The sequence below is a fragment of the Aeribacillus pallidus genome, assembly GCF_050478865.1.
In the GTDB taxonomy this organism is placed as follows: domain Bacteria; phylum Bacillota; class Bacilli; order Bacillales; family JACDOC01; genus JACDOC01.
In genome coordinates this window covers 1-20,158 of record NZ_JBCNBW010000041.1, presented here as the reverse complement: position 1 = coordinate 20,158, position 20,158 = coordinate 1, and the positions used below count along the sequence as shown (strand labels likewise).

General features: G+C 40.4%; 21 protein-coding genes and 1 pseudogene. 4 read left to right on the top strand and 18 right to left on the bottom strand.

Features of this window, described 5'->3' with window-relative positions:
* Nucleotides 1–29: 29 nt before the first annotated feature.
* The 14 genes and pseudogenes from ABES52_RS10265 to ABES52_RS10200 all read right to left on the bottom strand — a co-directional run bounded on the left by ABES52_RS10265 (nucleotide 30) and on the right by ABES52_RS10200 (nucleotide 10,154).
* Nucleotides 30–503 carry a glycosyltransferase family 2 protein gene (locus tag ABES52_RS10265; protein WP_429651069.1) on the bottom strand — a complete coding sequence of 158 codons (474 nt, stop codon included), beginning with the start codon at nucleotides 501–503 and terminating at the stop codon, nucleotides 30–32.
* A 115-nt stretch (nucleotides 504–618) separates the two neighbouring features.
* A complete protein-coding gene (locus ABES52_RS10260) occupies nucleotides 619–1,428 on the bottom strand; it encodes a flagellin N-terminal helical domain-containing protein (RefSeq protein WP_429651068.1) in 810 nt (269 codons plus the stop codon).
* 153 nt (nucleotides 1,429–1,581) lie between these two features.
* Nucleotides 1,582–1,766 (bottom strand): annotated as a pseudogene (locus ABES52_RS10255) (hypothetical protein).
* Nucleotides 1,767–1,780: 14 nt separating this feature from the next.
* The gene (gene csrA, locus ABES52_RS10250; protein WP_429651067.1) at nucleotides 1,781–2,011 is read right to left on the bottom strand and encodes a carbon storage regulator CsrA; all 231 of its coding nucleotides are present in this window, start codon (nucleotides 2,009–2,011) and stop codon (nucleotides 1,781–1,783) included.
* 16 nt (nucleotides 2,012–2,027) lie between these two features.
* Nucleotides 2,028–2,465 (bottom strand): flagellar assembly protein FliW, encoded by a 438-nt coding sequence (gene fliW / locus ABES52_RS10245; protein ID WP_429651066.1) that lies wholly within the window; start codon nucleotides 2,463–2,465, stop codon nucleotides 2,028–2,030.
* Nucleotides 2,466–2,483: 18 nt separating this feature from the next.
* A complete protein-coding gene (locus tag ABES52_RS10240) occupies nucleotides 2,484–3,074 on the bottom strand; it encodes a DUF6470 family protein (protein WP_429651065.1) in 591 nt (196 codons plus the stop codon).
* A gap of 46 nt (nucleotides 3,075–3,120) precedes the next feature.
* The gene (gene flgL / locus ABES52_RS10235) at nucleotides 3,121–4,023 is read right to left on the bottom strand and encodes a flagellar hook-associated protein FlgL (RefSeq protein WP_429651064.1); all 903 of its coding nucleotides are present in this window, start codon (nucleotides 4,021–4,023) and stop codon (nucleotides 3,121–3,123) included.
* Between the two features lie 15 nt (nucleotides 4,024–4,038).
* On the bottom strand, nucleotides 4,039–5,586 hold the full coding sequence (flgK, locus tag ABES52_RS10230; RefSeq protein WP_429651063.1) for a flagellar hook-associated protein FlgK: 1,548 nt from the start codon (nucleotides 5,584–5,586) through the stop codon (nucleotides 4,039–4,041).
* A gap of 33 nt (nucleotides 5,587–5,619) precedes the next feature.
* Nucleotides 5,620–6,108 (bottom strand): flagellar protein FlgN, encoded by a 489-nt coding sequence (locus ABES52_RS10225; RefSeq protein ID WP_429651062.1) that lies wholly within the window; start codon nucleotides 6,106–6,108, stop codon nucleotides 5,620–5,622.
* A gap of 15 nt (nucleotides 6,109–6,123) precedes the next feature.
* Nucleotides 6,124–6,399, bottom strand: a complete 276-nt coding sequence (flgM, locus tag ABES52_RS10220; protein WP_429651061.1) for a flagellar biosynthesis anti-sigma factor FlgM — start codon at nucleotides 6,397–6,399, stop codon at nucleotides 6,124–6,126.
* A 135-nt stretch (nucleotides 6,400–6,534) separates the two neighbouring features.
* Entirely contained in the window at nucleotides 6,535–6,948 is a 414-nt protein-coding gene (locus tag ABES52_RS10215; RefSeq protein ID WP_429651060.1) for a TIGR03826 family flagellar region protein, read from the bottom strand.
* A gap of 73 nt (nucleotides 6,949–7,021) precedes the next feature.
* Nucleotides 7,022–7,720 carry a ComF family protein gene (locus ABES52_RS10210; RefSeq protein WP_429651059.1) on the bottom strand — a complete coding sequence of 233 codons (699 nt, stop codon included), beginning with the start codon at nucleotides 7,718–7,720 and terminating at the stop codon, nucleotides 7,022–7,024.
* Entirely contained in the window at nucleotides 7,713–9,212 is a 1,500-nt protein-coding gene (locus tag ABES52_RS10205; protein ID WP_429651058.1) for an ATP-dependent helicase ComFA, read from the bottom strand. Before ABES52_RS10205 ends, ABES52_RS10210 begins: the two co-directional genes overlap by 8 nt.
* An 84-nt stretch (nucleotides 9,213–9,296) precedes the next feature.
* Nucleotides 9,297–10,154, bottom strand: coding sequence for a DegV family protein (locus ABES52_RS10200; RefSeq protein ID WP_429651057.1), 858 nt, complete (start codon nucleotides 10,152–10,154; stop codon nucleotides 9,297–9,299).
* Nucleotides 10,155–10,421: 267 nt separating this feature from the next.
* On the opposite strand from ABES52_RS10200, the gene treP reads away from it, so the two are divergent.
* Both treP and treC read left to right on the top strand, forming a co-directional pair.
* Nucleotides 10,422–11,843, top strand: a complete 1,422-nt coding sequence (gene treP / locus ABES52_RS10195; RefSeq protein WP_429651056.1) for a PTS system trehalose-specific EIIBC component — start codon at nucleotides 10,422–10,424, stop codon at nucleotides 11,841–11,843.
* An 89-nt stretch (nucleotides 11,844–11,932) separates the two neighbouring features.
* Nucleotides 11,933–13,618: an alpha,alpha-phosphotrehalase gene (gene treC / locus ABES52_RS10190; RefSeq protein ID WP_429651055.1), complete on the top strand. Its 1,686-nt coding sequence runs from the start codon at nucleotides 11,933–11,935 to the stop codon at nucleotides 13,616–13,618.
* A gap of 415 nt (nucleotides 13,619–14,033) precedes the next feature.
* On the opposite strand, the gene ABES52_RS10185 is transcribed toward treC, so the two are convergent.
* On the bottom strand, nucleotides 14,034–14,546 hold the full coding sequence (locus ABES52_RS10185) for a YybH family protein (protein WP_429651054.1): 513 nt from the start codon (nucleotides 14,544–14,546) through the stop codon (nucleotides 14,034–14,036).
* Nucleotides 14,547–14,624: 78 nt separating this feature from the next.
* Here ABES52_RS10185 and treR point away from each other — a divergent pair, with 78 nt between their 5' ends.
* The gene (gene treR, locus ABES52_RS10180) at nucleotides 14,625–15,341 is read left to right on the top strand and encodes a trehalose operon repressor (protein ID WP_429651053.1); all 717 of its coding nucleotides are present in this window, start codon (nucleotides 14,625–14,627) and stop codon (nucleotides 15,339–15,341) included.
* 55 nt (nucleotides 15,342–15,396) lie between these two features.
* Here the strand turns inward: treR and ABES52_RS10175 are convergent, their stop codons facing one another.
* Nucleotides 15,397–16,089: a response regulator gene (locus ABES52_RS10175; protein ID WP_429651052.1), complete on the bottom strand. Its 693-nt coding sequence runs from the start codon at nucleotides 16,087–16,089 to the stop codon at nucleotides 15,397–15,399.
* Nucleotides 16,090–16,119: 30 nt separating this feature from the next.
* Nucleotides 16,120–17,262, bottom strand: coding sequence for a sensor histidine kinase (locus ABES52_RS10170; protein ID WP_429651051.1), 1,143 nt, complete (start codon nucleotides 17,260–17,262; stop codon nucleotides 16,120–16,122).
* Nucleotides 17,263–17,710: 448 nt separating this feature from the next.
* On the opposite strand from ABES52_RS10170, the gene ABES52_RS10165 reads away from it, so the two are divergent.
* Entirely contained in the window at nucleotides 17,711–18,349 is a 639-nt protein-coding gene (locus ABES52_RS10165; protein WP_429651050.1) for a YigZ family protein, read from the top strand.
* 50 nt (nucleotides 18,350–18,399) lie between these two features.
* Here ABES52_RS10165 and ABES52_RS10160 read toward each other — a convergent pair.
* The coding region (locus ABES52_RS10160) for a hypothetical protein (RefSeq protein ID WP_429651049.1) at nucleotides 18,400–20,158 on the bottom strand (1,759 nt) is incomplete at its 5' end.

The window sequence follows — 20,158 nt, the reverse complement described above, 5'->3', positions numbered from 1 at the left end:
ATAAATAATAAAAGGAATCGTTTCTCTTGTTAACTCTTGATTTTCATTTTTTTTAGTTGCTCATGAATGGCGCGATAATAGTGAATATTAGGGTCATTTCGATATATCCTTGTGCTTTTATGTTGAAGAACGCGCTCTCCATACGTCCCCATGAAGTTATAGATTGTTACATCAAAACCATCTATATCTTCTTTTGAATTTTTTAATATCGTTACTAATTGTTGCAGACTTTCCCTATCAACATACTCATCTGCATCAAGAACTAAGATCCATTCTCCGTTTGCTTGCTTCTGTGCGTAATTTCGGGCATCCGCAAAGCTATTTGTCCACTCAAATTCATATATTTTATCTACATACTTTAGAGCAATTTCTTTTGTGGAATCAGTTGACCCAGTATCAACAATAATAATTTCATCAACAATGCCATGTACAGAATCAAGACAACGTTTTAATACTTTTTCTTCATTTTTCACAATTATACATAACGATAATAACGGTTTCATGGTACACATCCTTTTTAATTAATTCGCTTAAAAAAATATCGTGTCATTCTTATCGTAGGAAAGACACGATACTTTTTTAAACGTCCCTCTTCTAAGAAGAGGGACTCTGATTATATTAGCGAAGTAATTGAAGAACACCCTGCGGTTGTTGGTTAGCTTGCGCAAGCATTGCTTGTGCTGCTTGAGTAAGGATGTTATTCTTCGTGAATGCCATCATTTCTTTCGCCATATCTACATCACGAATACGAGATTCAGCAGCAGTTAGGTTTTCAGCTGAAGTTTCTAAGTTATTAATAGTATGTTCTAGGCGATTTTGATATGCACCAAGTTTAGAACGTTCTTGAGATACCAAGCTAATTGCGTTATCAATAGATGCGATAGCTACGCTCGCTTGTGAGTTTGAACCAACAGAAATACTAGCCACGTCAAGAGCGCCTGTGCTCATTGAGTTAATAGACAATGAAATAATTTGATTACTGTTTGCACCTACTTGGAATGTGCCTGTAAATGAACCGTCTAATAAGTTTTTAGTGTTGAATTGTGTCGTTGTAGAAATACGGTCAATTTCAGACAGCAATTGGTTTAACTCGTCCTGAATGTTGTTGCGGTCTGCAGTAGTGTTTGTGTCGTTAGCACCTTGAACGGCTAACTCACGCATACGTTGTAGAATTGAATGAGTTTCGTTTAATGCACCTTCTGCTGTTTGGATTAAAGAGATCGCGTCTTGTGAGTTTTTAGCAGCCATCTCTAACCCACGAATTTGTCCACGCATTTTTTCAGAAATCGCAAGACCTGCTGCGTCATCGCCAGCGCGGTTAATGCGAAGACCTGAAGATAATTTCTCCATGTTTTTTGATGCAGCATTCGTACCAGACGTTAATTGACGATACGTGTTCAATGCAGCAATGTTGTGGTTAATTCTCATATTCTCTTCCTCCTTGAAATTTTTTATTCCACGTCCTTGTGGAATGGTAGATTCACGGATAGGAAGAAAGTCGGCCGCCTTTCTTCGCTATGCCGCGTTCATTTTTTATATCGGTTTGTTTTTTGGAAGTTAAATAGGTTGGCGCAAATTTTTTTAGATTTTGATGTCGAGAAATTGGGAAAATGCGAAGGCTGCTGGATTTCTTTGATGATGTGCGCTGTGTCGTCTTTATGTTTGTTAATCATTTCATTTAAGGCTTGTTCGGCAATGGCCTTATTATCTTGAACAATGCGTGCGACGACGCCTTAGACCGGCACTCCGCCGATGCTGACGCTCATGCTTTTTTCCCCTCTTACAAGTGTTTCAATTGCTCGTTCAACCGCTCGAGCGATGATTTGGAGGCGAGAGACGCTTCGCTGTTTTCGGCTTGGATGGCGAGATAGATTTCTTTCCGGTGAATTTCTACATGTTTCGGTGCGTTAATGCCAAGCTTCACTTGATCGCCTTGGATGGCGAGAACGATAATCTCGATGTCGTCGCCAATTTGAATCGCTTCTTTGATTTTGCGTGTTAACACTAGCATCTTGTTCTCGCCCCCTTTATTTCGTCTCGACTTTGTTCGGAAATAGCCTATGTTTAGTTATATACGATGTATTCGTTAAAATAACCTGTTTCCCTAGTTTCTTTTTACAGTTTAACACAATAGGCGCTTGCAAGTTCGCGGTTGTGTTGTCAAACGGGTTAGCAACGGTGAGAATCACATATACCGCTACTTCTTTTTCAGAAGACAGTTGCAGTTGGGCAACTGACTGCTCATCAAGCTCAAAATTATAGTCTTTAAAATAAATAAACGGATCAATCAACGCAAATCCGAGCTCTGGTGTTTTGACTGACTGTAAAATGACAAACGGGGTATCCTCAAACGGCAATAGGACAAATTGTTTTTCATCCAAAAAACCCGGAATACCGAACTCGAAATGAAAAATATCCTTTTCGTTAATTTCAATTTCACCATGATATTTTGTACGAAGTTTCATCGTTTCACACCTTTATTATCAAATAGAAATTTCAAAATTAATTCCAACAAACTTTAAATTGACGAAATCTATTTTTAATGAATTGCGTTGAGGAAGATCTATCGTCACTTTCCCCGGTGTATAGTGGATCATCGGCTTGTTTATTTTTGTGTTATTAATCGGTTTATTGACTTTTACATCAATGTGCACTTTCGCTGGTTCATAGTTTGTTTTGACGCTAAAGTGAGAGGGAACCCAGCCAACGTTTAATTCATACATTGGGTCTTCGCTGTTTTCTTTCGCCTGCTCAGCAAGCGGATTGCCGCCATCTTCAATTCTCATCAACTCATCTCCTTGCCGAGACAGACGAGCCATTCCTTCCAGCCAATCTTCATACCCTTGTTGCGCAAATTCTTCAATACGGCGGAAAATATGCTTAAGATCCATATCTTCCCATGCTTTTGTTTGGTCAATGGTTAGTTTGGCTGGTGTTGTTTCAATCTTCATTTCCGCTGGAGGCTGCTGCAGGTCAAGATCTGCTGGCGGTTGTTCAATTTCCTGAACAGGCGGAGTTGTCACAATAGCGATTTTTGCAAATGTAGATTCTAATCTAATTTGCGGCAAATTCATGTTCTATGCCCTCCTAAAAAAAGCTATCTCGCTTTCACAAGATAGCTTAACGTAAAAAGTCAAGAAGCGTTGGTTGTATGATGCGTGCACCGACACCTAACGCAGCACGATGAACACTTTCTTGCGTTTTTAAATCGGTAATAACCCGTTCAATATCCGCATCCTCATTATCGGACAAAATTCGGTTAGCAACCACTTCTTGTTGCGCTAACCGGTCATCCACTAATTCCAATCGATTGTAACGGGCACCAAGTTCAGAACGTTCAGCCGAGAGCGTGTCCATGACATCGTCCAAGTCACTTAATAAGTTATTTAAATTCGATTGGTCTCCGGAATCAAGGGCATCTTGAATCCCTTGTACCGTATCCCAAAGCTTCTGGCTAAACACGTTTGCTGGATTGACGTTTGCTTGTAAATAAACGCCTCTTGAGACTTCAATGTTATAACTATTAATTTTAGCCAGTTGCACAGGGTCCGTAATGTTGTCCGCTGCCTGCGGCGGATTGAGATTTTTTAGCGGGGAATTATTTACATCCGTTCCATGGAAAATATATCTTCCTGATACTTTTGTATTGGCCACACTAATTAAGTCTTCTTTAATTTGGGCAATTTCTTTAGCAATCGATTGTAAATCCTCAGGAGATAACGTTCCGTTCGAACCTTGGATCACCAGCTCCCGTACCCGTTGTAAACCGCTATTCGCTTGCTCAATCCCCGCTTCAGAGTTTTCCATCCACAAGTACAACTCAGAAAGGTTGCGTTTATATTGTTCAATCTCTTGTAAGTTCGAACGATAATACATCCCTTTCATTGCTACGACAGGATCATCAGAGGGACGGGTAATTTTTTTCCCAGTCGCCAATTGGTCCTGCAATTTTCCAAGGCGTTCATAGCTTTTGGAAAGGTGTTTTAACGAGTTCGAAGTTAACATACTTTGGGTTACACGCATCACTTTTCACCTACCTTAACGTCCTACAGTCCCCATGCCGTTAATAATTCGGTCGAGCAATTCGTCTTGTAACGTAATCATGCGAGCCGCTGCATTATACGCATGCTGGAACTGAATCATATTCGTCATTTCTTCATCAAGAGAAACCGAACTCATCGACATCCTGCGTTGTTCCACTGCTTCGCGTAATACATTACTATTAGAAGATAATCGTACCGCCTCTTGCGATTGCACCGCCATATCGCCAATGACGGATTCATAATAATCTTTAAACGTTGAAGGATACGTTCTGTAATTTAATTTTTCACTTACGATAATATTGGCTAGTTTTATAATATTTTGGGCATCTCCGTGTACTGGATTCGATGCATCTGCGTTCGCAATGTTGTTCAGATCAGCTAAAATTTCATCCGCAATAGCCATTCGTCTCGCAAATCCTTCTTTTGGCGTTGTTCCATCAATCGTTCCATTTTCTTTGTCTTTAAAAAATGGAGGGACTGATGTGGATGTACCGTCGATCACATTTGGAGACTTTCCATCTTCATGTTGTTCATTAAAGCGAACAGCAAACGTATATGCTAAACTATCTAATTCAGCGAGCATGTTCGGATAAATACCTTTTACATTTCCACTTCCGTCCTCAAACCCATATGAATCGATTAAGCCTCTTAATTTCCCACTATACGTAAAATTGTCCGCACGAATCACCGTACTTCCAACCGAAATTTCGTTTACCGTATCTGAACTTCCGCTAAAATTAATAGTTACCTTGTTGTAACCTAGGGCATCCACAAGAGTAGCTCCTGGCATTCCATCCGTAACGAGCTTAACAATCGCTTTTCCTTCGGCAATGGCTTTCGAGTTTCCATCATTTTTTTTATAGGTTACTTGGATATTCACTAGTTGCGAAAGCTCATCAAGAAGGCGATCTCGTTCATCATACAGGTCATTGGGCAAATACCCATGTGGCTCGACATCGCTAATTTGGTTATTAATTTGGTGAATTTGCTGTAACAACGAGTTAATTTGTTTTTCTGTTACTTCAATTTCATTTTTTAAATCTTGGCGTACACCGTTTAACGAAGAAGATAAATAATTAAACGTCTCAGCAACGGCAATTCCCCGTTGGCGGACAACCGACCGAGCCCCTGGGTTCATCGGGTTTACGGCCAAATCTTGCAATGACTGCCAAAATAAATCCATCGTTTGGGACAATCCGGATTCAGAAGGCTCATTCATAATTTCTTCCATTTTCTTTAACGCTTCTTGTTTCGTTTGCCAATAGCCTAATTTATTATTTTCCCCACGATATTGAACGTCTAAAAAGTGATCCCGAACACGTTCAATGGAACCGGCCTCTACCCCTGTCCCCATCTGACCAGGAATTTGCGGTCGGTTTAACGACGCCGCTGGATATGGTTCCGTTTGGACAAAGTTCACTCGTTGACGTGAATATCCCGGTGTATTGGCATTAGCAATATTGTGGCTTACCGTTTGTAAAGCGGTTTGTTGAGTCATCAACCCTCTGCGGGCGATTTCCAATCCAAAAAATGTGGATTTCATTGGTTATTTCCTCCGTTCTTCCGTTCGAGTGCCTTATGCTTTCGAATCAAACATCGATGTAGAATGATTGTTGTTTCGTTTCATCGGATGCGAATACGTTGTTTGTTCCGGTTGTGGCCTTAGCAAATGCAAACTTATATTCACGTACTGAAGGGATTGGTATAAAAGTTGTTGATTAAGTTCGTTCCGTTCTTTTAATTGTTCGATCACTTGAAGAAGCTGTTGCTGCTTTTCACTCAATCGTGTTCGCTCTTCTTCACGGCAGAAGGGAAGGCAATTGGAGATGGTTTGCTCTTTGTCTAATACCCCATGCTGATGGAAAAATGCTTGAACAAGCTGTTGGCGTTCGTTTTCTTTTTTTTGAATGGTCGCTAACAGGGCTTGTTCATGTTTCATCATCTCTTGTAGCTGATCAGATTGTCCCTTTTTAATAACCTCTGTTTTTTGAATGCCCAGCTCTAATAACTGATTGTGAAGTTCATATAAATCTTGTAAATTCTCAACAATGTTCGTAATCGTCATACCGATCCCTTCTTTCTATGACCGCTCACCATTCGAATAAAAGTTCACCATACTTTTAGCCACTGCTTTCGCATCTACTTTGTACGTACCGTTCTGTACTTGAATTTTTAGCTCGTTCACTTTCGCTTGGCGTTCGTTGATGAGTTGGGACGCCTGCTGCATTTGTTTAGCCGCTTTAGAAATTTCTACTTGATCGCTTACCTTCGACCCTTTTTTAACGTTTGCTGCTGATGGCTGGAAGTTCCGTTGATACGGGTTTACTCCCATGGGACCGAAACGATGGATTTTCATACAATTTCCCTCCTTTTTTCCGTCCTTATCTCTTCTAATCTATATATCGACACGAATGGTTCATCATTTAGGAAAGCAATTGAATCTATCTATATTATAAAAGAAAAATCGATAAACACACTCGCCTTTGTTAAGTCAATCGTATCGTTTGTCTAATGTATAATACGTTTTATTTTTCTCCTTCATTTCTTTTTGACGTTCCTGCTCCGCTTGAAATTGTTCAAGGTCGCTCTTAATCTCTTGGGCGCACACGTCACAAATCCGACCTTCTCGAATGAGCTTCCCGCAGCGATCACACGGGTAGCCTAAATTCGGGAACTGTGTCAGTTTTAAACGTCCTTTACGAATAAACTTATAAAGAAGGTCTTCTTCAACCCCTGTCGCTTCTACGACTTGACTTATGGTTGCTGCCCGATTTTCCCGTTTCCGTAAAAATTGGTACACCGTTTCGTATGCTTTTTCTTCTTCGCGAAAACATTTTTCACATACATCTCGGAATTTATTTTTTACGAAAATCGCGTTACATGTTGGACAGTTTAGTAATTCCATGTTCGTTTTTCCTCCTAATCATACACCCTCTTACCACTTATATCGGCACATTTTTTAAATCTATAAGTCCTTTTTATCCCCGAGCTAACGTGAGGGAGGAAACGCTTTTTGCCCCATGGCCTCGAAGAAGTTTGGCTGCATAATGGAGAGTTGCCCCGGTTGTATAAATATCATCAATTAATAAGATACGTTTGGACGCGATTGTTTCTTTAGACACCAGATGAAAAATCGGAGCATAATCCATTCGCTCCGCCCGTGATTTTTTCGATTGCTTTTCAGAATGCGTCCTTTTCAGAACATTTCTGATGGTAAGTTCTGAAACTAACGCTTCCGCTTGGTTAAATCCACGCTCGTATAATCGTTCGGCACTTAGCGGAATCGGAATGAGTACATCAAAAGATATCGATTTAAGTTTCTTAGTAATCAATGGTTGAAAAACAGAGGCAAGAGCATAGTCTCCGCGAAACTTCCAGCGGGCGATGACGTCTTTTAAAAAATCGTTGTAGACGAAAAGAGACGTGTTTTTCTCCAATACTCCTTGCCATGTAGGGTCTGATTCCCACCGGACGCAATCATAGCAGTACTTATCCTTCCAATAAGAGGATGAGACTAATTCTTTTGGTCGAGAACATTTTTGACATACTTCACCTTGGATTCGTTCCAGTTTTTCCTGACAATCAGTGCAAATCTGCTCTTGATGAAACGCAAATAAATCCTTCCATGTAAAAGACGTGCCGAGGTCTCCTTCACAAATGAGACACCGCTCACCCATTGATTAACCCCCGCTTTCTCGCTTCCGTGTTCATTCGTTGAATGTGACGGACAGCGCGGACCATTTCGTTCGTTAAGCCATAATGAAAAAAGGTTACGTTTCCGGTTGGGTATTGCGGACTGCGGCCGACGCGGCCAGCCATTTGGACAAGGGCGCTTTCGGTAAAAATGGAGTGGTCGGCACCGATGACGGCCACATCGAGGTTCGGAATCGTGACACCCCGCTCTAAAATCGTGGTCGTAAGTAGAATTGGAATCTCGCCCTTTCGCATCCGTTCGACTTTTTCAGAGCGGTCAGGATCGTCCGCATGTACTGCTTCAATATTTGGATTCAATCGCTGAAAAAGTGGCAACGCTTGTTTCATTAAGTCAATATCCGGGAAAAAGAGGAGGGTTTGCTTTTGTTGGTGAAGTCGTTCGTTGCCCCAGCGGAGAATCGGGGAAGGGATACGGCCTTTAGCCATTTGTTTTTTCCAGTTGCCACACCATTGAAGCTGAGGAACAGGAAGAGGATGGCGATGGAATCGAGCCGGAATCATAACATGCCGCCTTTTTCCAATCTTACATTCTTTTTGCCATTGGGCCGTTGGGGTAGCGGTTAATAAAATCAGTGAGGACTTTGGCTTCCGTGCTTTTTGAACAGCCCATTGCAACGTTTTATCATAGCTATATGGAAACGCATCTACTTCATCGACGATCATACAATCGAACGCTTCGTAAAAGCGATACAGTTGATGCGTCGTCGCGACAACTAGCGGAGAAAATGTATGTCGTTCTTCACTTCCCCCGTACAAGGAAACGACTTTTACGTTCGGAAATACGCGCTGCAATCGAGGAGTGAGCTCTTGGACGACATCGCGTCTCGGAATCGCAATACATACTCGCTTGTTTTGTCGAAGGGCTTCGGAAATGCCTTGAAACACAACTTCCGTTTTTCCAGCTCCACATACCGCCCATACGAGAAGGTCGGAATTAGTTCGGACTGCTTCCACCACCGCATCGGAAGCTATCTGTTGCCCCGGTGACAAGTGGCCGTCCCATACTAGCACATCCCGGTCTATTTGAAACGTTACGTCCGGGCCAGTCCAGCGAACAAGCGGAGTACACGTAGACACCCGTCCCATTTGAATGCACCTACGACAATACGTGCATGTTTCCTGACAACGCGCACACGGAAACGAAGCAATGTAAAACGGATCATCGTTTCCACACCGCCCACATACCCATTTGTTGTTCCTTTTTATGATCCCTTTCATATAGGTGACATACCCATGTTCGTAGTGGCAGTGAATCTGTTCGATAGAAAACGGAAGTTCGTCTAGCAGGAGTGCGCGTCCAACGAGGAATTGTTGCAGTTCTGAGAAGTAAGAGAAGGTGGAATTGATCGGAATGGATGCTAGCGAGGAAAAAGAGGAAATCGGTTGCCACTCAGTAATGCCCTTTGACCCAAGCACTTCTGGTAATAAGCGTTGATTCACGATAGAAAAACGCAAATAGAATTCTCCTCCTTTAATTTATAATGATAAAACAAGCGCCACTCTTCCTTAGAAGAAATGGCGCTGTTCGTGTTGTTTCCTTTATTCATATTTCGTATCAGAGCGCACCCAGCCGAGCCCCATGGCTCCTTCACCGAGATGGGTACCGATGACTGGACCAAAATAACTTAAATAAAACTCAACGTGTGGATATTTTTCCTCAAGTTCCTGTTTAAAGGCAAGCGCCTCTTCTTCACGGTTGCCGTGAATGACACACGCTTTAAGCGGCTCCCCTTTGCTAGCCACTTCATCAAACAATTCCACAATACGCTTAAGTGCTTTTTTACGCGTACGAATTTTTTCAAACGGGACGATTTTTTTGTTTTCAAAATGAAGGAGTGGCTTTACTTGTAGCAAGCTTCCAATAATCGCTTGAGCGCTTGATAAACGACCGCCGCGTTGTAGATGGGATAAATCATCGACCATAAAGTACGCATCGCTACGTGACTTAATTTTGTCTAAATGAGCCATAATATCTTCAGGAGATTTTCCTTGTTTGGCAAGAACCGCCGCTTCAAGCGCATAAAATCCTTGAATCATACAGCTAATTTCGGAGTCGAACGGGTATACTTGAATCCCTTCGACCATTTGACCAGCTGTAACAGCTCCTTGATAGGTACCGCTAATACCGCTTGATAAATGAATGCTAATCACCGCTTCGTATTCTTGAGCGAGTTTTTCAAACAATTCGACGAACAAGCCTACAGCCGGCTGGGAAGTCGTCGGTAAATCTTCGCGTGCCTTTACTTCTTCATAAAATTGGTCAACCGTAAGTTCGACTTCTTCCTGGTACGCTTCATGACCAAATATGACGTTTAGCGGAATCATATGAATATCGAGTTGTTCACGCAATTCTTTCGGAATATAAGCTGTACTATCCGTGACAATTGCTATTTTCATTGAAATACCATCCTTATTTTATTTTTCTACACTCCATTTTATAAAAAAAACAGTGACAAATGCACCATATTTTAAGGAATCAATTGATTTATTTTCCTTTTTTTGCAAACGCTATCTTTCCTGATGTGTCAATTTTGAAAACGTTTTAATTTTTTTGTTGACAACTTGTATATACAGGTGTACGATAGTTATGCAACTTGTATATACAACCAAAGAACTAGTTTTGTAACCGCTTTTTATATAACAGAACTTATAGGAGGGAATAACATGAGCGTCAATAAAGAAAGCGTTCGTCAAATTGTTGACGCAATTGGTGGTAAAGACAATATTGCCGCAGCTAGTCATTGCGTCACCCGTCTTCGTTTTGCTTTAAAAGACGAAGGAAAAGTCGATAAAGAAAAATTAGAGTCCATTGACATCGTGAAAGGTTCGTTCTCAACAAACGGACAATTCCAAGTCGTTATTGGACAAGGACTTGTTGACAAAGTATACAACGAACTTGTGGAACAAACAGGAATCGCGCGAGCAACGAAACAAGACATTAAAAACGAAACAGAGAAAAAGCTTAATCCGGTTCAACGTATCATTAAAACATTAGCGGATATTTTCATTCCGATTTTGCCAGCAATCGTTACAGCCGGTCTATTAATGGGTATTAACAATATTCTTACCGGAAAAGACATTTTCTATGATGGCCAATCTTTTATTGAAGTGCATCAAAACTGGGCTGACTTCGCAAGCATTATTAACTTAATTGCGAATACAGCATTCGTCTTCTTACCGGGTCTTATTGGTTGGTCAGCCGTGAAAAAATTTGGAGGTAGCCCATTACTTGGTATCGTACTCGGACTTATGCTCGTACACCCTGACCTGTTAAACGCATGGGCGTACTCTTCCGCTAAGACAGAAGGTACGATTCCGTACTGGAACATTTTCGGTTTAGAAATTCAAAAGGTTGGTTACCAAGGACAAGTGTTACCAATCCTAGTCGCATCCTATTTACTTGCAAAAATTGAAATCTTTTTAAACAAACGCGTACACGACACGATTAAATTGCTTGTTGTGGCTCCAGTCGCACTTCTTGTCACTGGTTTTGCATCATTCCTAGTTATCGGACCGGTTACCTTCTGGTTAGGAAACTTATTAACTGATGGCGTTGTTGCGATTTTCGATCAGTTCGCCGCACTTGGTGGACTCATTTACGGTGGTTTATACGCGGTACTCGTTGTCACAGGTATGCACCATACGTTCTTAGCGGTCGATATTCAATTAGTGACAACGGCTGGCGGTACGTTCTTATGGCCGATGCTCGCGTTATCTAACATCGCTCAAGGTTCGGCTGCCTTTGCAATGATGTTTGTAGAGAAAGGAAACGAAAAACTAAAAGGCCTGTCTTTAACATCAGCGATTTCCGCGTTTTTAGGAATTACCGAGCCAGCGATGTTCGGTGTGAACCTACGTTATCGCTACCCATTCATTAGCGCCCTCATCGGTTCTGCGATTGCCGGTGTGCTATTGTCTATCAATCATGTAAAGGCGTTCTCCATTGGTGTTGGAGGTTTACCAGGATTCTTATCCATTATTCACGAATACTGGGGCGTCTTCTTCGTCGGCATGGCGATTGTGTTAATTGTTCCATTTACGCTTACCTTTATTTGGGCAAAAGTAAAAGGAAACAAAACTGCATAATTCATTGAAAGGGGAAGCCATACGCTCTCCCCTTTTGCCATTTTCATATTTGCTCAATGTATCACAAAACTAAATAGAAGGTGATGAACATGAAACAACCTTGGTGGAAAAAAGCAGTTGTGTACCAAATTTATCCGAAAAGCTTTAACGATACAACCGGAAATGGTGTCGGTGATTTAAGAGGGATTACAGAAAAGTTAGATTACTTAAAAGAATTAGGCGTCGACGTAATCTGGCTCACACCGATTTACAAGTCTCCACAACGAGATAACGGCTATGATATTAGCGATTATTACGCGATTCATGAAGAATACGGAACGATGGAAGATTTTGACGAACTATTGGATGAAGCGCATAAGCGTGGCATCAAAATTATTATGGATATCGTGGTGAACCATACGTCAACGGATCACGAATGGTTCCAGCAAGCAAAATCGTCAAAAGATAATCCGTACCGCGATTTTTACATTTGGAAAGATCCGAAAGAAGACGGTTCTGAACCAACGAACTGGCAATCCAAATTCGGTGGTTCCTCTTGGGAATACGATGAAAAAACGGGACAATATTATTTACACTTATTTGACGTCACCCAAGCGGACTTAAACTGGGAAAACGAAGAAGTTCGTAAAAAAGTGTACGAGATGATGCACTTCTGGCTTCAAAAAGGTGTGGATGGCTTCCGTCTCGACGTCATTAACTTAATTTCAAAAGACCAACGTTTCCTTGATGACGACGGCTCAGTACCTCCTGGAGATGGCCGTAAATTTTACACGGACGGTCCTCGAGTTCACGACTTTATGCACGAAATGAACCAAGAAGTGTTTTCGAAATATGACATGATGACCGTTGGTGAAATGTCATCGACAACGATTGACCATTGCATTAAGTACACGAATCCAGAGCGTCAAGAGTTAAATATGACGTTTAACTTCCACCACTTAAAAGTCGATTATCCTAACGGTGACAAATGGACAGTCGCTGATTTCGATTTCTTAAAACTGAAGGACATTTTAGCGACATGGCAAGTGGAAATGGATAAAGGCGGTGGCTGGAACGCTCTGTTCTGGTGCAACCATGACCAACCGCGCATTGTCTCTCGTTATGGTGACGATGAAAAGTATCACAAAGAATCTGCCAAAATGCTTGCTACAACGATTCATATGATGAAAGGAACCCCATACATTTACCAAGGGGAAGAAATCGGAATGACGAATCCAAAGTTTACGTCCATTGACGAGTATCGCGATGTCGAGTCGCATAACATGTATAAAATTTTACGCGAACAAGGAAAGAGCGAAGAAGAAGTGCTCGCTATTTTACAACAAAAATCGCGTGACAACTCACGCACACCGGTACAATGGAACAGTTCAAAACATGGAGGATTTACAACAGGAACACCTTGGATTGACGTCGCGAAAAACTATCAAACAATTAACGTAGAAGAAGCGTTAAAAGACCGAGACTCCGTCTTCTATCATTATCAAAAACTCATCCAATTACGGAAAACGTATGACATCATTACGGACGGAACGTTCGAATTAATTTTAAAAGACCATCCAGACATTTTCGCGTACTTCCGTCACGGAGATAACGAAAAGCTACTCGTTGTCAACAACTTCTACGGTAAAGAAACAGTATTCGAACTGCCAAACGACTACGACGTAAGTGACTATCAAGCAGAAATTTTACTTTCTAACTACAAAGACTCTTCTCTCGATTTTAAGCGCGTGAACTTACGTCCGTACGAATCCATTATTTATCGTTTAACGAAATAAGAAAGAAAGGAGCAGACTCCCTATCGGAGCTGCTCCTTTTTCATTTAGATGAACGTATACGGCACAATTAACTTAAATAACGCATCCTGGGTACATAGATGGCTAAAATGGGCTTATAGGAGTTGAAGTTTGGTACATAGATTACTAGATTTGGCTTATAGGTGTTGGAATTCGGCACATAGACAACTCGATTTGGCTCATAGGTGTTAGAGTTTGGCTCATAGCACCTCAATTTGGCTCATAGGTGTTAGAGTTTGGCTCATAGCACCTCAATTTGGCTCATAGGTGTTGGAATTTGGCTCATAGGTGTTGGAATTTGGCACATAGACAGCCGTATGACTCATAGAAAGCTATTTGGGGCTCATAAAAGTTGATTCAGCCCATAGGTTTCGGCTCATATCACCACTACGATCTTCTATTTATTCTCTCCCGCATCCATCGCAAATGTCGCGACAATTTTCCATTGCCCGTCGTCTTTACGAAACATGGTGACTTGGCGGGCGACGTCTTCGATTTCGTTTCCAGCATCGTCTTTTGAGACCGTATGCATTTCAGCAAAAATACTTGCTTTATTGTTCGTATACTCAATAATCGTTACGTGTTGTGGATTGAGTGTAATATCATAGTCGTCAAACACGTTTTGAACATACACCTTCTCTTCGTCATAATCGAACGATAATGGCTTTTTCGAAATAGTGTCCATATATCGCTCTACATCTTCGGCATTAAAGGCGTCTATATGCTGTTGAAATACGGCTAAAAGAGCCGTTTTCTCTTCTTCCGGAATATCAGCTTCCTCAATCGGTGGGGCTGGTAACGTCGTTTTTGCTTTATCGGTCTCTTTAACGGAAGGTTCCGTTCCTTCATTATTACATGCCGTTAGCAGCGTCATGCCAACAAGAACCGGCACGATATATTTTCGAACCATCGAATCATCTTCCTTTCTTCCACTTAGTCCTTCACATTTTACCATGGGGATTATGATAAAATAAGAGTGGTGATTGAAATGACTGTGAAAAAATATTTAACGATTTATCAAGATTTAGCCGACCAAATACAAAAAGGCACGTATCAACCAATGGACATCTTGCCATCGGAAAATGAATTAGCCGACCTTTACGACACATCCCGTGAAACAATTCGGAAGGCATTACATTTACTCTCACAAAACGGGTATATTCAAAAAGTGCGTGGAAAAGGGTCCATTGTCCTTGATGTATCAAAGTTTAGTTTTCCCATATCGGGACTGGTAAGCTTTAAAGAATTACAAAAATCGCTCGGACGACAATCTCGAACGATTGTGTATGAATTTGGTCTCCAACAGCCTGACACTTGGCTTCAAAATCAATTACAAGCGTCTCCAGACGATGAAGTATGGAAAGTCATTCGGGCACGTGAAATTCAAGGAGAGCGGATTATTTTAGACAAAGACTTCTTCTTGAAAAAGCACGTTCCTTATTTGTCCAAAGAAATATGTGAACAATCGATTTACGAATACTTGGAAAACGATCTCGGTTTGACTATTAGCTTTGCCAAAAAAGAAATTGTCGTGGAACGCTGTACAGATGAGGACCGCCAATATTTAGATATCGGAAATGATACACATATTGTTGTCGTAAAAAACTACGTGTATTTAGAAGACGTGACGCTGTTTCAATATACCGAATCACGCCACCGGTTGGATAAATTTCGTTTCGTTGATTTTGCTCGCAGACGGCCGTAAATTTTCCCACATAAAAAAACGCCCTTTCCAATTTTGGAAATAGGGCGTATTGTTTTTACCGAACCTCCACCCAACCGTTTTTAATGGCCATAACAACCGCTTGAGTACGGTCGTTCACATTCATTTTTTGTAAAATATTACTAACGTGGTTTTTCACCGTTTTTTCACTGATATATAACGCTTCACCGATAGCACGATTACTTTTTCCATCCGCTAACAGTTGCAATACTTCACATTCCCGACGCGTTAATAGGTGAAGCGGACGACGAACTTCCGTTTGGTGAAATTGCGTGTTTTGTTTCTTTTCTTCCCCATGAGCCACCAGGCGTCGAAATTCGTTCAGTAAGTTTCTCGTCACTTTCGGATGTAAATAGGATCCACCTTCTGATACAACTTTCACCGCTTCAATTAACGTTTCAGAATCCATTTCTTTTAGTAAATAACCCATCGCACCAGTTTTTAAGGCGTGCGTTACATAGTTTTCATCGTCATGAATCGATAAAATAATAATCACTTTCGTTTCTGGAAATTTTTCAATCAGCTGTCTTGTCGCTTCAATGCCATTCATATCAGGCATGTTAATATCCATTAGCACAACATCTGGTTGGTATGTTTCAACGAGTTGAACCGCTTCGGTACCATCATTTCCTTCCGCAACAACGGTAAACTCTTCTTCAAATTCTAAGATACGTTTCATTCCTTCACGGAACAATTGATGATCATCGATAATGACAATGTTAATTGCCATTGTTTTCGCCTCCCTACGTTTGAACAACGATCATTTCTTTAATGGTACTTGGATATATACAACCGTTCCTACGCCTATATTTGAACGAATGGACAATTCCCCTTCTAACAAATCGACCCGTTCTTTCATTCCCATAATGCCGAACGAACCCGGTTGTTTCACAGAAGGGTCAAATCCTTTGCCATCATCTTTCACAACGGCGGTCACTTGATGGTTTTGAATATCGACTTTTACTTGGATCTCATGCGCTTGGGCGTGTTTAAGGGCATTTTGTACAGACTCTTGAATCAAGCGAAAGAGTGCTACTTCATAATTTGGAGGAAGTCTTGTTTCTAAGCCATAATTCGTAAAATGGATTTTTGTCCCTTTATGATATTCTTCGATCGTTTGTAAATATTTTTTGAGGGTAGGAATTAAGCCTAAGTCATCCAGTGCCATCGGGCGCAAATCATAGATAATTCGTCGCACCTCATATAATGCCGATCGAACCATCTGTTTTAAGCTCCGAATTTCTTTTAACGCTTCTTCTGGACTCCGCTCCCGATACACTCGATCAATTAAATCTGAGCGCATAAGAACATTCGCTAACATTTGCGCTGGACCATCATGAATTTCCCTCGACAGACGTTTTCTTTCTTCTTCTTGAGCTTCAATGATGCGTAAACCAAAATCTTTTTTCTCCTTCGCATCTTTGATCATTTCACCAACTTGTTTAAAGTCCGTCTGTAAATAATTTAATACAACCGATACTTGAGATACTAAATGTTCGGCCCGTTCGATTGTATGCTCAAGTGACCGTAAACGACGTTCCAATTCATCACGCCGATCGCGCAGCTGTTTTTCTACTTGATGATTAATCTGAAGCTTCGTATGAAATTCGTGTGCTTTCTCATATGCTTCACGTACTTGTTCTTCGGTATATTGGTGAAAATTTTTGTTCACTTCAGATAAGCGATTTCGTGCTAATCGAGACTTTACTTCCAGCTCTTCTCCTTCTGCAATCACCTGTTCGAACATTTTCTTAACTTCTTCTAGCTCTAATGAGATCGCTTCGTAATCTTGTCGACAACGTTCCCCTATATTAAAAATTTCATCTTTACTTTGGTCGACAGTTTGAATCATTTTATCGACTACTTTATCTAATGCCTTCACATCGACATTATCCACTTTCATTCTTTTCCCTCCGATGAACCCCATCGCCTGATGCTACAAATATTGTACATGGAAAAAAAAGAGGAAACTATTCTTTCCTATGGAAATTGAACCAAAAAGACCAAATTTCGGTAAAAAGAAGTAGTTTTGCTCTATGTACATATGCTATTTGGACTAACTGATATAGGAATAATGTCCGTCATCCGTGAGAACTTTTACCTGCAACCTGTTTGCGGATCCTTCTAGCTCCTATTATAACATGTCTATTTTTGTCGAATATTAAAGTTTATTTACAATACAGGGCAATTTTATGTTATGATGAAATGATGATGTTAATATTTGTATAGGAATGTATTAATTTTTAAAATTTTTGTATTAATTTTGACGGTTTCTTCATCGAATGACTTTTGTTGTCGAAAAATAAAATCTCGTTTACAATGGCAAAAGAATAGTTGAGGAGTGAACAGACATGCTACCTCGTTACTATACGGTAAAAGGTTATGGTGAACATGAAATTGTTATTCAAAAGTCCCGGTTTATTGCCTATGTAAACCGTGTACAAACCGAAGAGGAAGCTCAAGCATTTATTCAAGAAATCAAAAAGAAACACTGGGACGCAACTCACAATTGTTCTGCGTATATGATCGGAGAAAACAATCAAATTCAAAAAGCGAATGATGATGGAGAACCAAGCGGCACCGCCGGAGTTCCCATGTTAGAAGTACTGAAAAAGAAAGATTTAAAAGATACCGTCGTTGTGGTTACTCGCTACTTCGGAGGTATTAAACTCGGTGCCGGCGGCCTCATTCGGGCATATGGAAAAGCAACCTCCGAAGGAATCAAAGCAACCGGTGTTGTCGAACGAAAACTCATGCGGGTTATGCATACAAAAATTGATTACACATGGCTTGGAAAAGTCGAAAACGAGCTTCGTTCATCGATTTATCAAATAAAAGACATCCACTACCTCGACCAAGTCGAAATCGAAACATATGTCGAAGAAAACCAAACTGCTTCCTTCACCGACTGGATGACCGAACTCACAAACGGACAAGCGGTGATTACGGAAGGGGAGACGGTGTATTTGGAGACGGAAGTAGAAAGATAAATGTTTCAAAAAAAAGGACTCATTGCTCCAGGCAAATGAGTCCTTTTTCATTATTCTTCTTTTAATATATCTCCAAATCCTTGATTAACTAGCATCTCTTTTACATAGTCATACATTTCCTTCTCTTCACGAACTAAATAACTCGCTTTCGATCGAATGAATCGATCAAGCATTTGATTACGTTCCAATTGAATCTCTTCCAGTTTTTCTTGAGTCGTTAATAAATCAATAAGCGTTAATAATTCATAATCATTACCAGTAAACGTCAAATCTGGATTAACTTGATACCAAAGATCTCCAGAATCACGAATCCATTGTTCTCCTAACTCTTCTACTCCCTTTATAATATGGAGAGCCACATCTAAATACTTTTCATTACCCGTAGCTGAGTAACAATCTAACAATAAGTTAACGCCGCCTAGAATATGATTTAAAGATGCATGCGTTTTCTGTGATTGATCATAAGGCGAGAAGTAATCGGCAATTAAATACCCCTCACCCACTTGAATAGTATTACCAATTTCCACCTGTTCAATTAAATAATCCCCATAAATAGTGATTGCATTTTTCAGTTCTTCAATATTTAATAAATTTCCTACTCTTGTCAAAAATAGGGCAATATTTTCATTATGTCGAGTATCAATGTATGGTGCTGTTGTTCCGTACGCTTTCTTTAACCATGTACTCGTATACTCTGTTTCCCAAATAGCTGTTCCTTTTTCGTTTTTAAATGCAAGTAAATCGGCCATTGAATTTAATACTAAATCATAGTAATAACGCTCTCTGTATTGTTCAAAACTATCTAAAGCCGTTTTATCTTGTATTAAGCCAAGATTTCGACCATAACCAAGCTTGGTTCCAGGCTCAATGGACCATGGAAGCTTCTTATATGGACCTTCTGCGGTTAACCACGATTTGGCTGCTTTATAATTATCAAGGTGAAAATCAATCCATTTTTGGAGGTTTTCTTCCTTTTCAAACAACCGATCAGAGGAAAGTAAAAGCCAGCTTTCTGAAATATCTTTTCCTGATGAAGCCATCGGTAACGAAATGACTAATTGATCATTATTTAAATATGTATAAAAACGCTTTTCTTCTTTAATTAGTTCACGAACAATACTTTTCCGTCCATCTTCATATTTTTTCGTTAGTTTTCGAGATTGGTAGTTTTTACTTAAAACAAGTTCAAACTTTTCCTCATCATAGTTAAATACTTTCATTAAACCAATAGGTCCAGTTGTTTCATCAACCCCTGTTGTCTTGTCATGTTGATGCTCTACGTGTCGTTGGTCCCAATCATTTACTTCGTATCGATTGACGTCGTTCAACGGAATATTGAGATATACTTTTAAAGGCTCTTCCATGTTATTTTCTAGTTTCGTAAAAACAAATACGTCCCCATTATCTAATTCTCTCGTTGTAACATGGATCGTTCCTATTTGTTCACCATCTGATTCCACACGAAAAGAATATCGTGTATCTGTTACTCGATTGACATATGTTTCCGTACGAACATCGTCTTTCATTAGTTTTTTCCCTTCAACAGACAATTGGATTTTCGCATTTTCGTGGGCCGGAATTTCAATAGAAGGTGTTCCATCTTCCTCTGAGCACCCTATCAACAAAAAACTGCAAATGAATAAAAGATGTAACGCTCGTTTCACAACGGCCACCCCCAACTCATATATTACAAAACATATAAACCACTTACTTAATTTTACATTCCACATATTGAAAATCAAGCGATTGGAACCTACTTTTCTACTATTCGTTTCCTTTTTACAACCTGATTCATCACCACATTTTGTG

What these genes read in the sequence shown, in the direction of transcription:
- flgL (WP_429651064.1), bottom strand. Translation starts at nt 4,023, where the DNA reads ATGCGTGTAACCCAAAGTATGTTAACTTCGAACTCGTTAAAACACCTT.
- treC (WP_429651055.1), top strand. Translation starts at nt 11,933, where the DNA reads ATGAAACAACCTTGGTGGAAAAAAGCAGTTGTGTACCAAATTTATCCG.
- ABES52_RS10200 (WP_429651057.1), bottom strand. Translation starts at nt 10,154, where the DNA reads ATGAAAATAGCAATTGTCACGGATAGTACAGCTTATATTCCGAAAGAA.
- ABES52_RS10170 (WP_429651051.1), bottom strand. Translation starts at nt 17,262, where the DNA reads ATGAAAGTGGATAATGTCGATGTGAAGGCATTAGATAAAGTAGTCGAT.
- ABES52_RS10240 (WP_429651065.1), bottom strand. Translation starts at nt 3,074, where the DNA reads ATGAATTTGCCGCAAATTAGATTAGAATCTACATTTGCAAAAATCGCT.
- ABES52_RS10175 (WP_429651052.1), bottom strand. Translation starts at nt 16,089, where the DNA reads ATGGCAATTAACATTGTCATTATCGATGATCATCAATTGTTCCGTGAA.
- ABES52_RS10210 (WP_429651059.1), bottom strand. Translation starts at nt 7,720, where the DNA reads ATGGGTGAGCGGTGTCTCATTTGTGAAGGAGACCTCGGCACGTCTTTT.
- ABES52_RS10225 (WP_429651062.1), bottom strand. Translation starts at nt 6,108, where the DNA reads ATGACGATTACGAACATTGTTGAGAATTTACAAGATTTATATGAACTT.
- csrA (WP_429651067.1), bottom strand. Translation starts at nt 2,011, where the DNA reads ATGCTAGTGTTAACACGCAAAATCAAAGAAGCGATTCAAATTGGCGAC.
- ABES52_RS10260 (WP_429651068.1), bottom strand. Translation starts at nt 1,428, where the DNA reads ATGAGAATTAACCACAACATTGCTGCATTGAACACGTATCGTCAATTA.
- treR (WP_429651053.1), top strand. Translation starts at nt 14,625, where the DNA reads ATGACTGTGAAAAAATATTTAACGATTTATCAAGATTTAGCCGACCAA.
- flgM (WP_429651061.1), bottom strand. Translation starts at nt 6,399, where the DNA reads ATGAAAATCCATCGTTTCGGTCCCATGGGAGTAAACCCGTATCAACGG.
- flgK (WP_429651063.1), bottom strand. Translation starts at nt 5,586, where the DNA reads ATGAAATCCACATTTTTTGGATTGGAAATCGCCCGCAGAGGGTTGATG.
- ABES52_RS10215 (WP_429651060.1), bottom strand. Translation starts at nt 6,948, where the DNA reads ATGGAATTACTAAACTGTCCAACATGTAACGCGATTTTCGTAAAAAAT.
- treP (WP_429651056.1), top strand. Translation starts at nt 10,422, where the DNA reads ATGAGCGTCAATAAAGAAAGCGTTCGTCAAATTGTTGACGCAATTGGT.
- ABES52_RS10185 (WP_429651054.1), bottom strand. Translation starts at nt 14,546, where the DNA reads ATGGTTCGAAAATATATCGTGCCGGTTCTTGTTGGCATGACGCTGCTA.
- fliW (WP_429651066.1), bottom strand. Translation starts at nt 2,465, where the DNA reads ATGAAACTTCGTACAAAATATCATGGTGAAATTGAAATTAACGAAAAG.
- ABES52_RS10265 (WP_429651069.1), bottom strand. Translation starts at nt 503, where the DNA reads ATGAAACCGTTATTATCGTTATGTATAATTGTGAAAAATGAAGAAAAA.
- ABES52_RS10165 (WP_429651050.1), top strand. Translation starts at nt 17,711, where the DNA reads ATGCTACCTCGTTACTATACGGTAAAAGGTTATGGTGAACATGAAATT.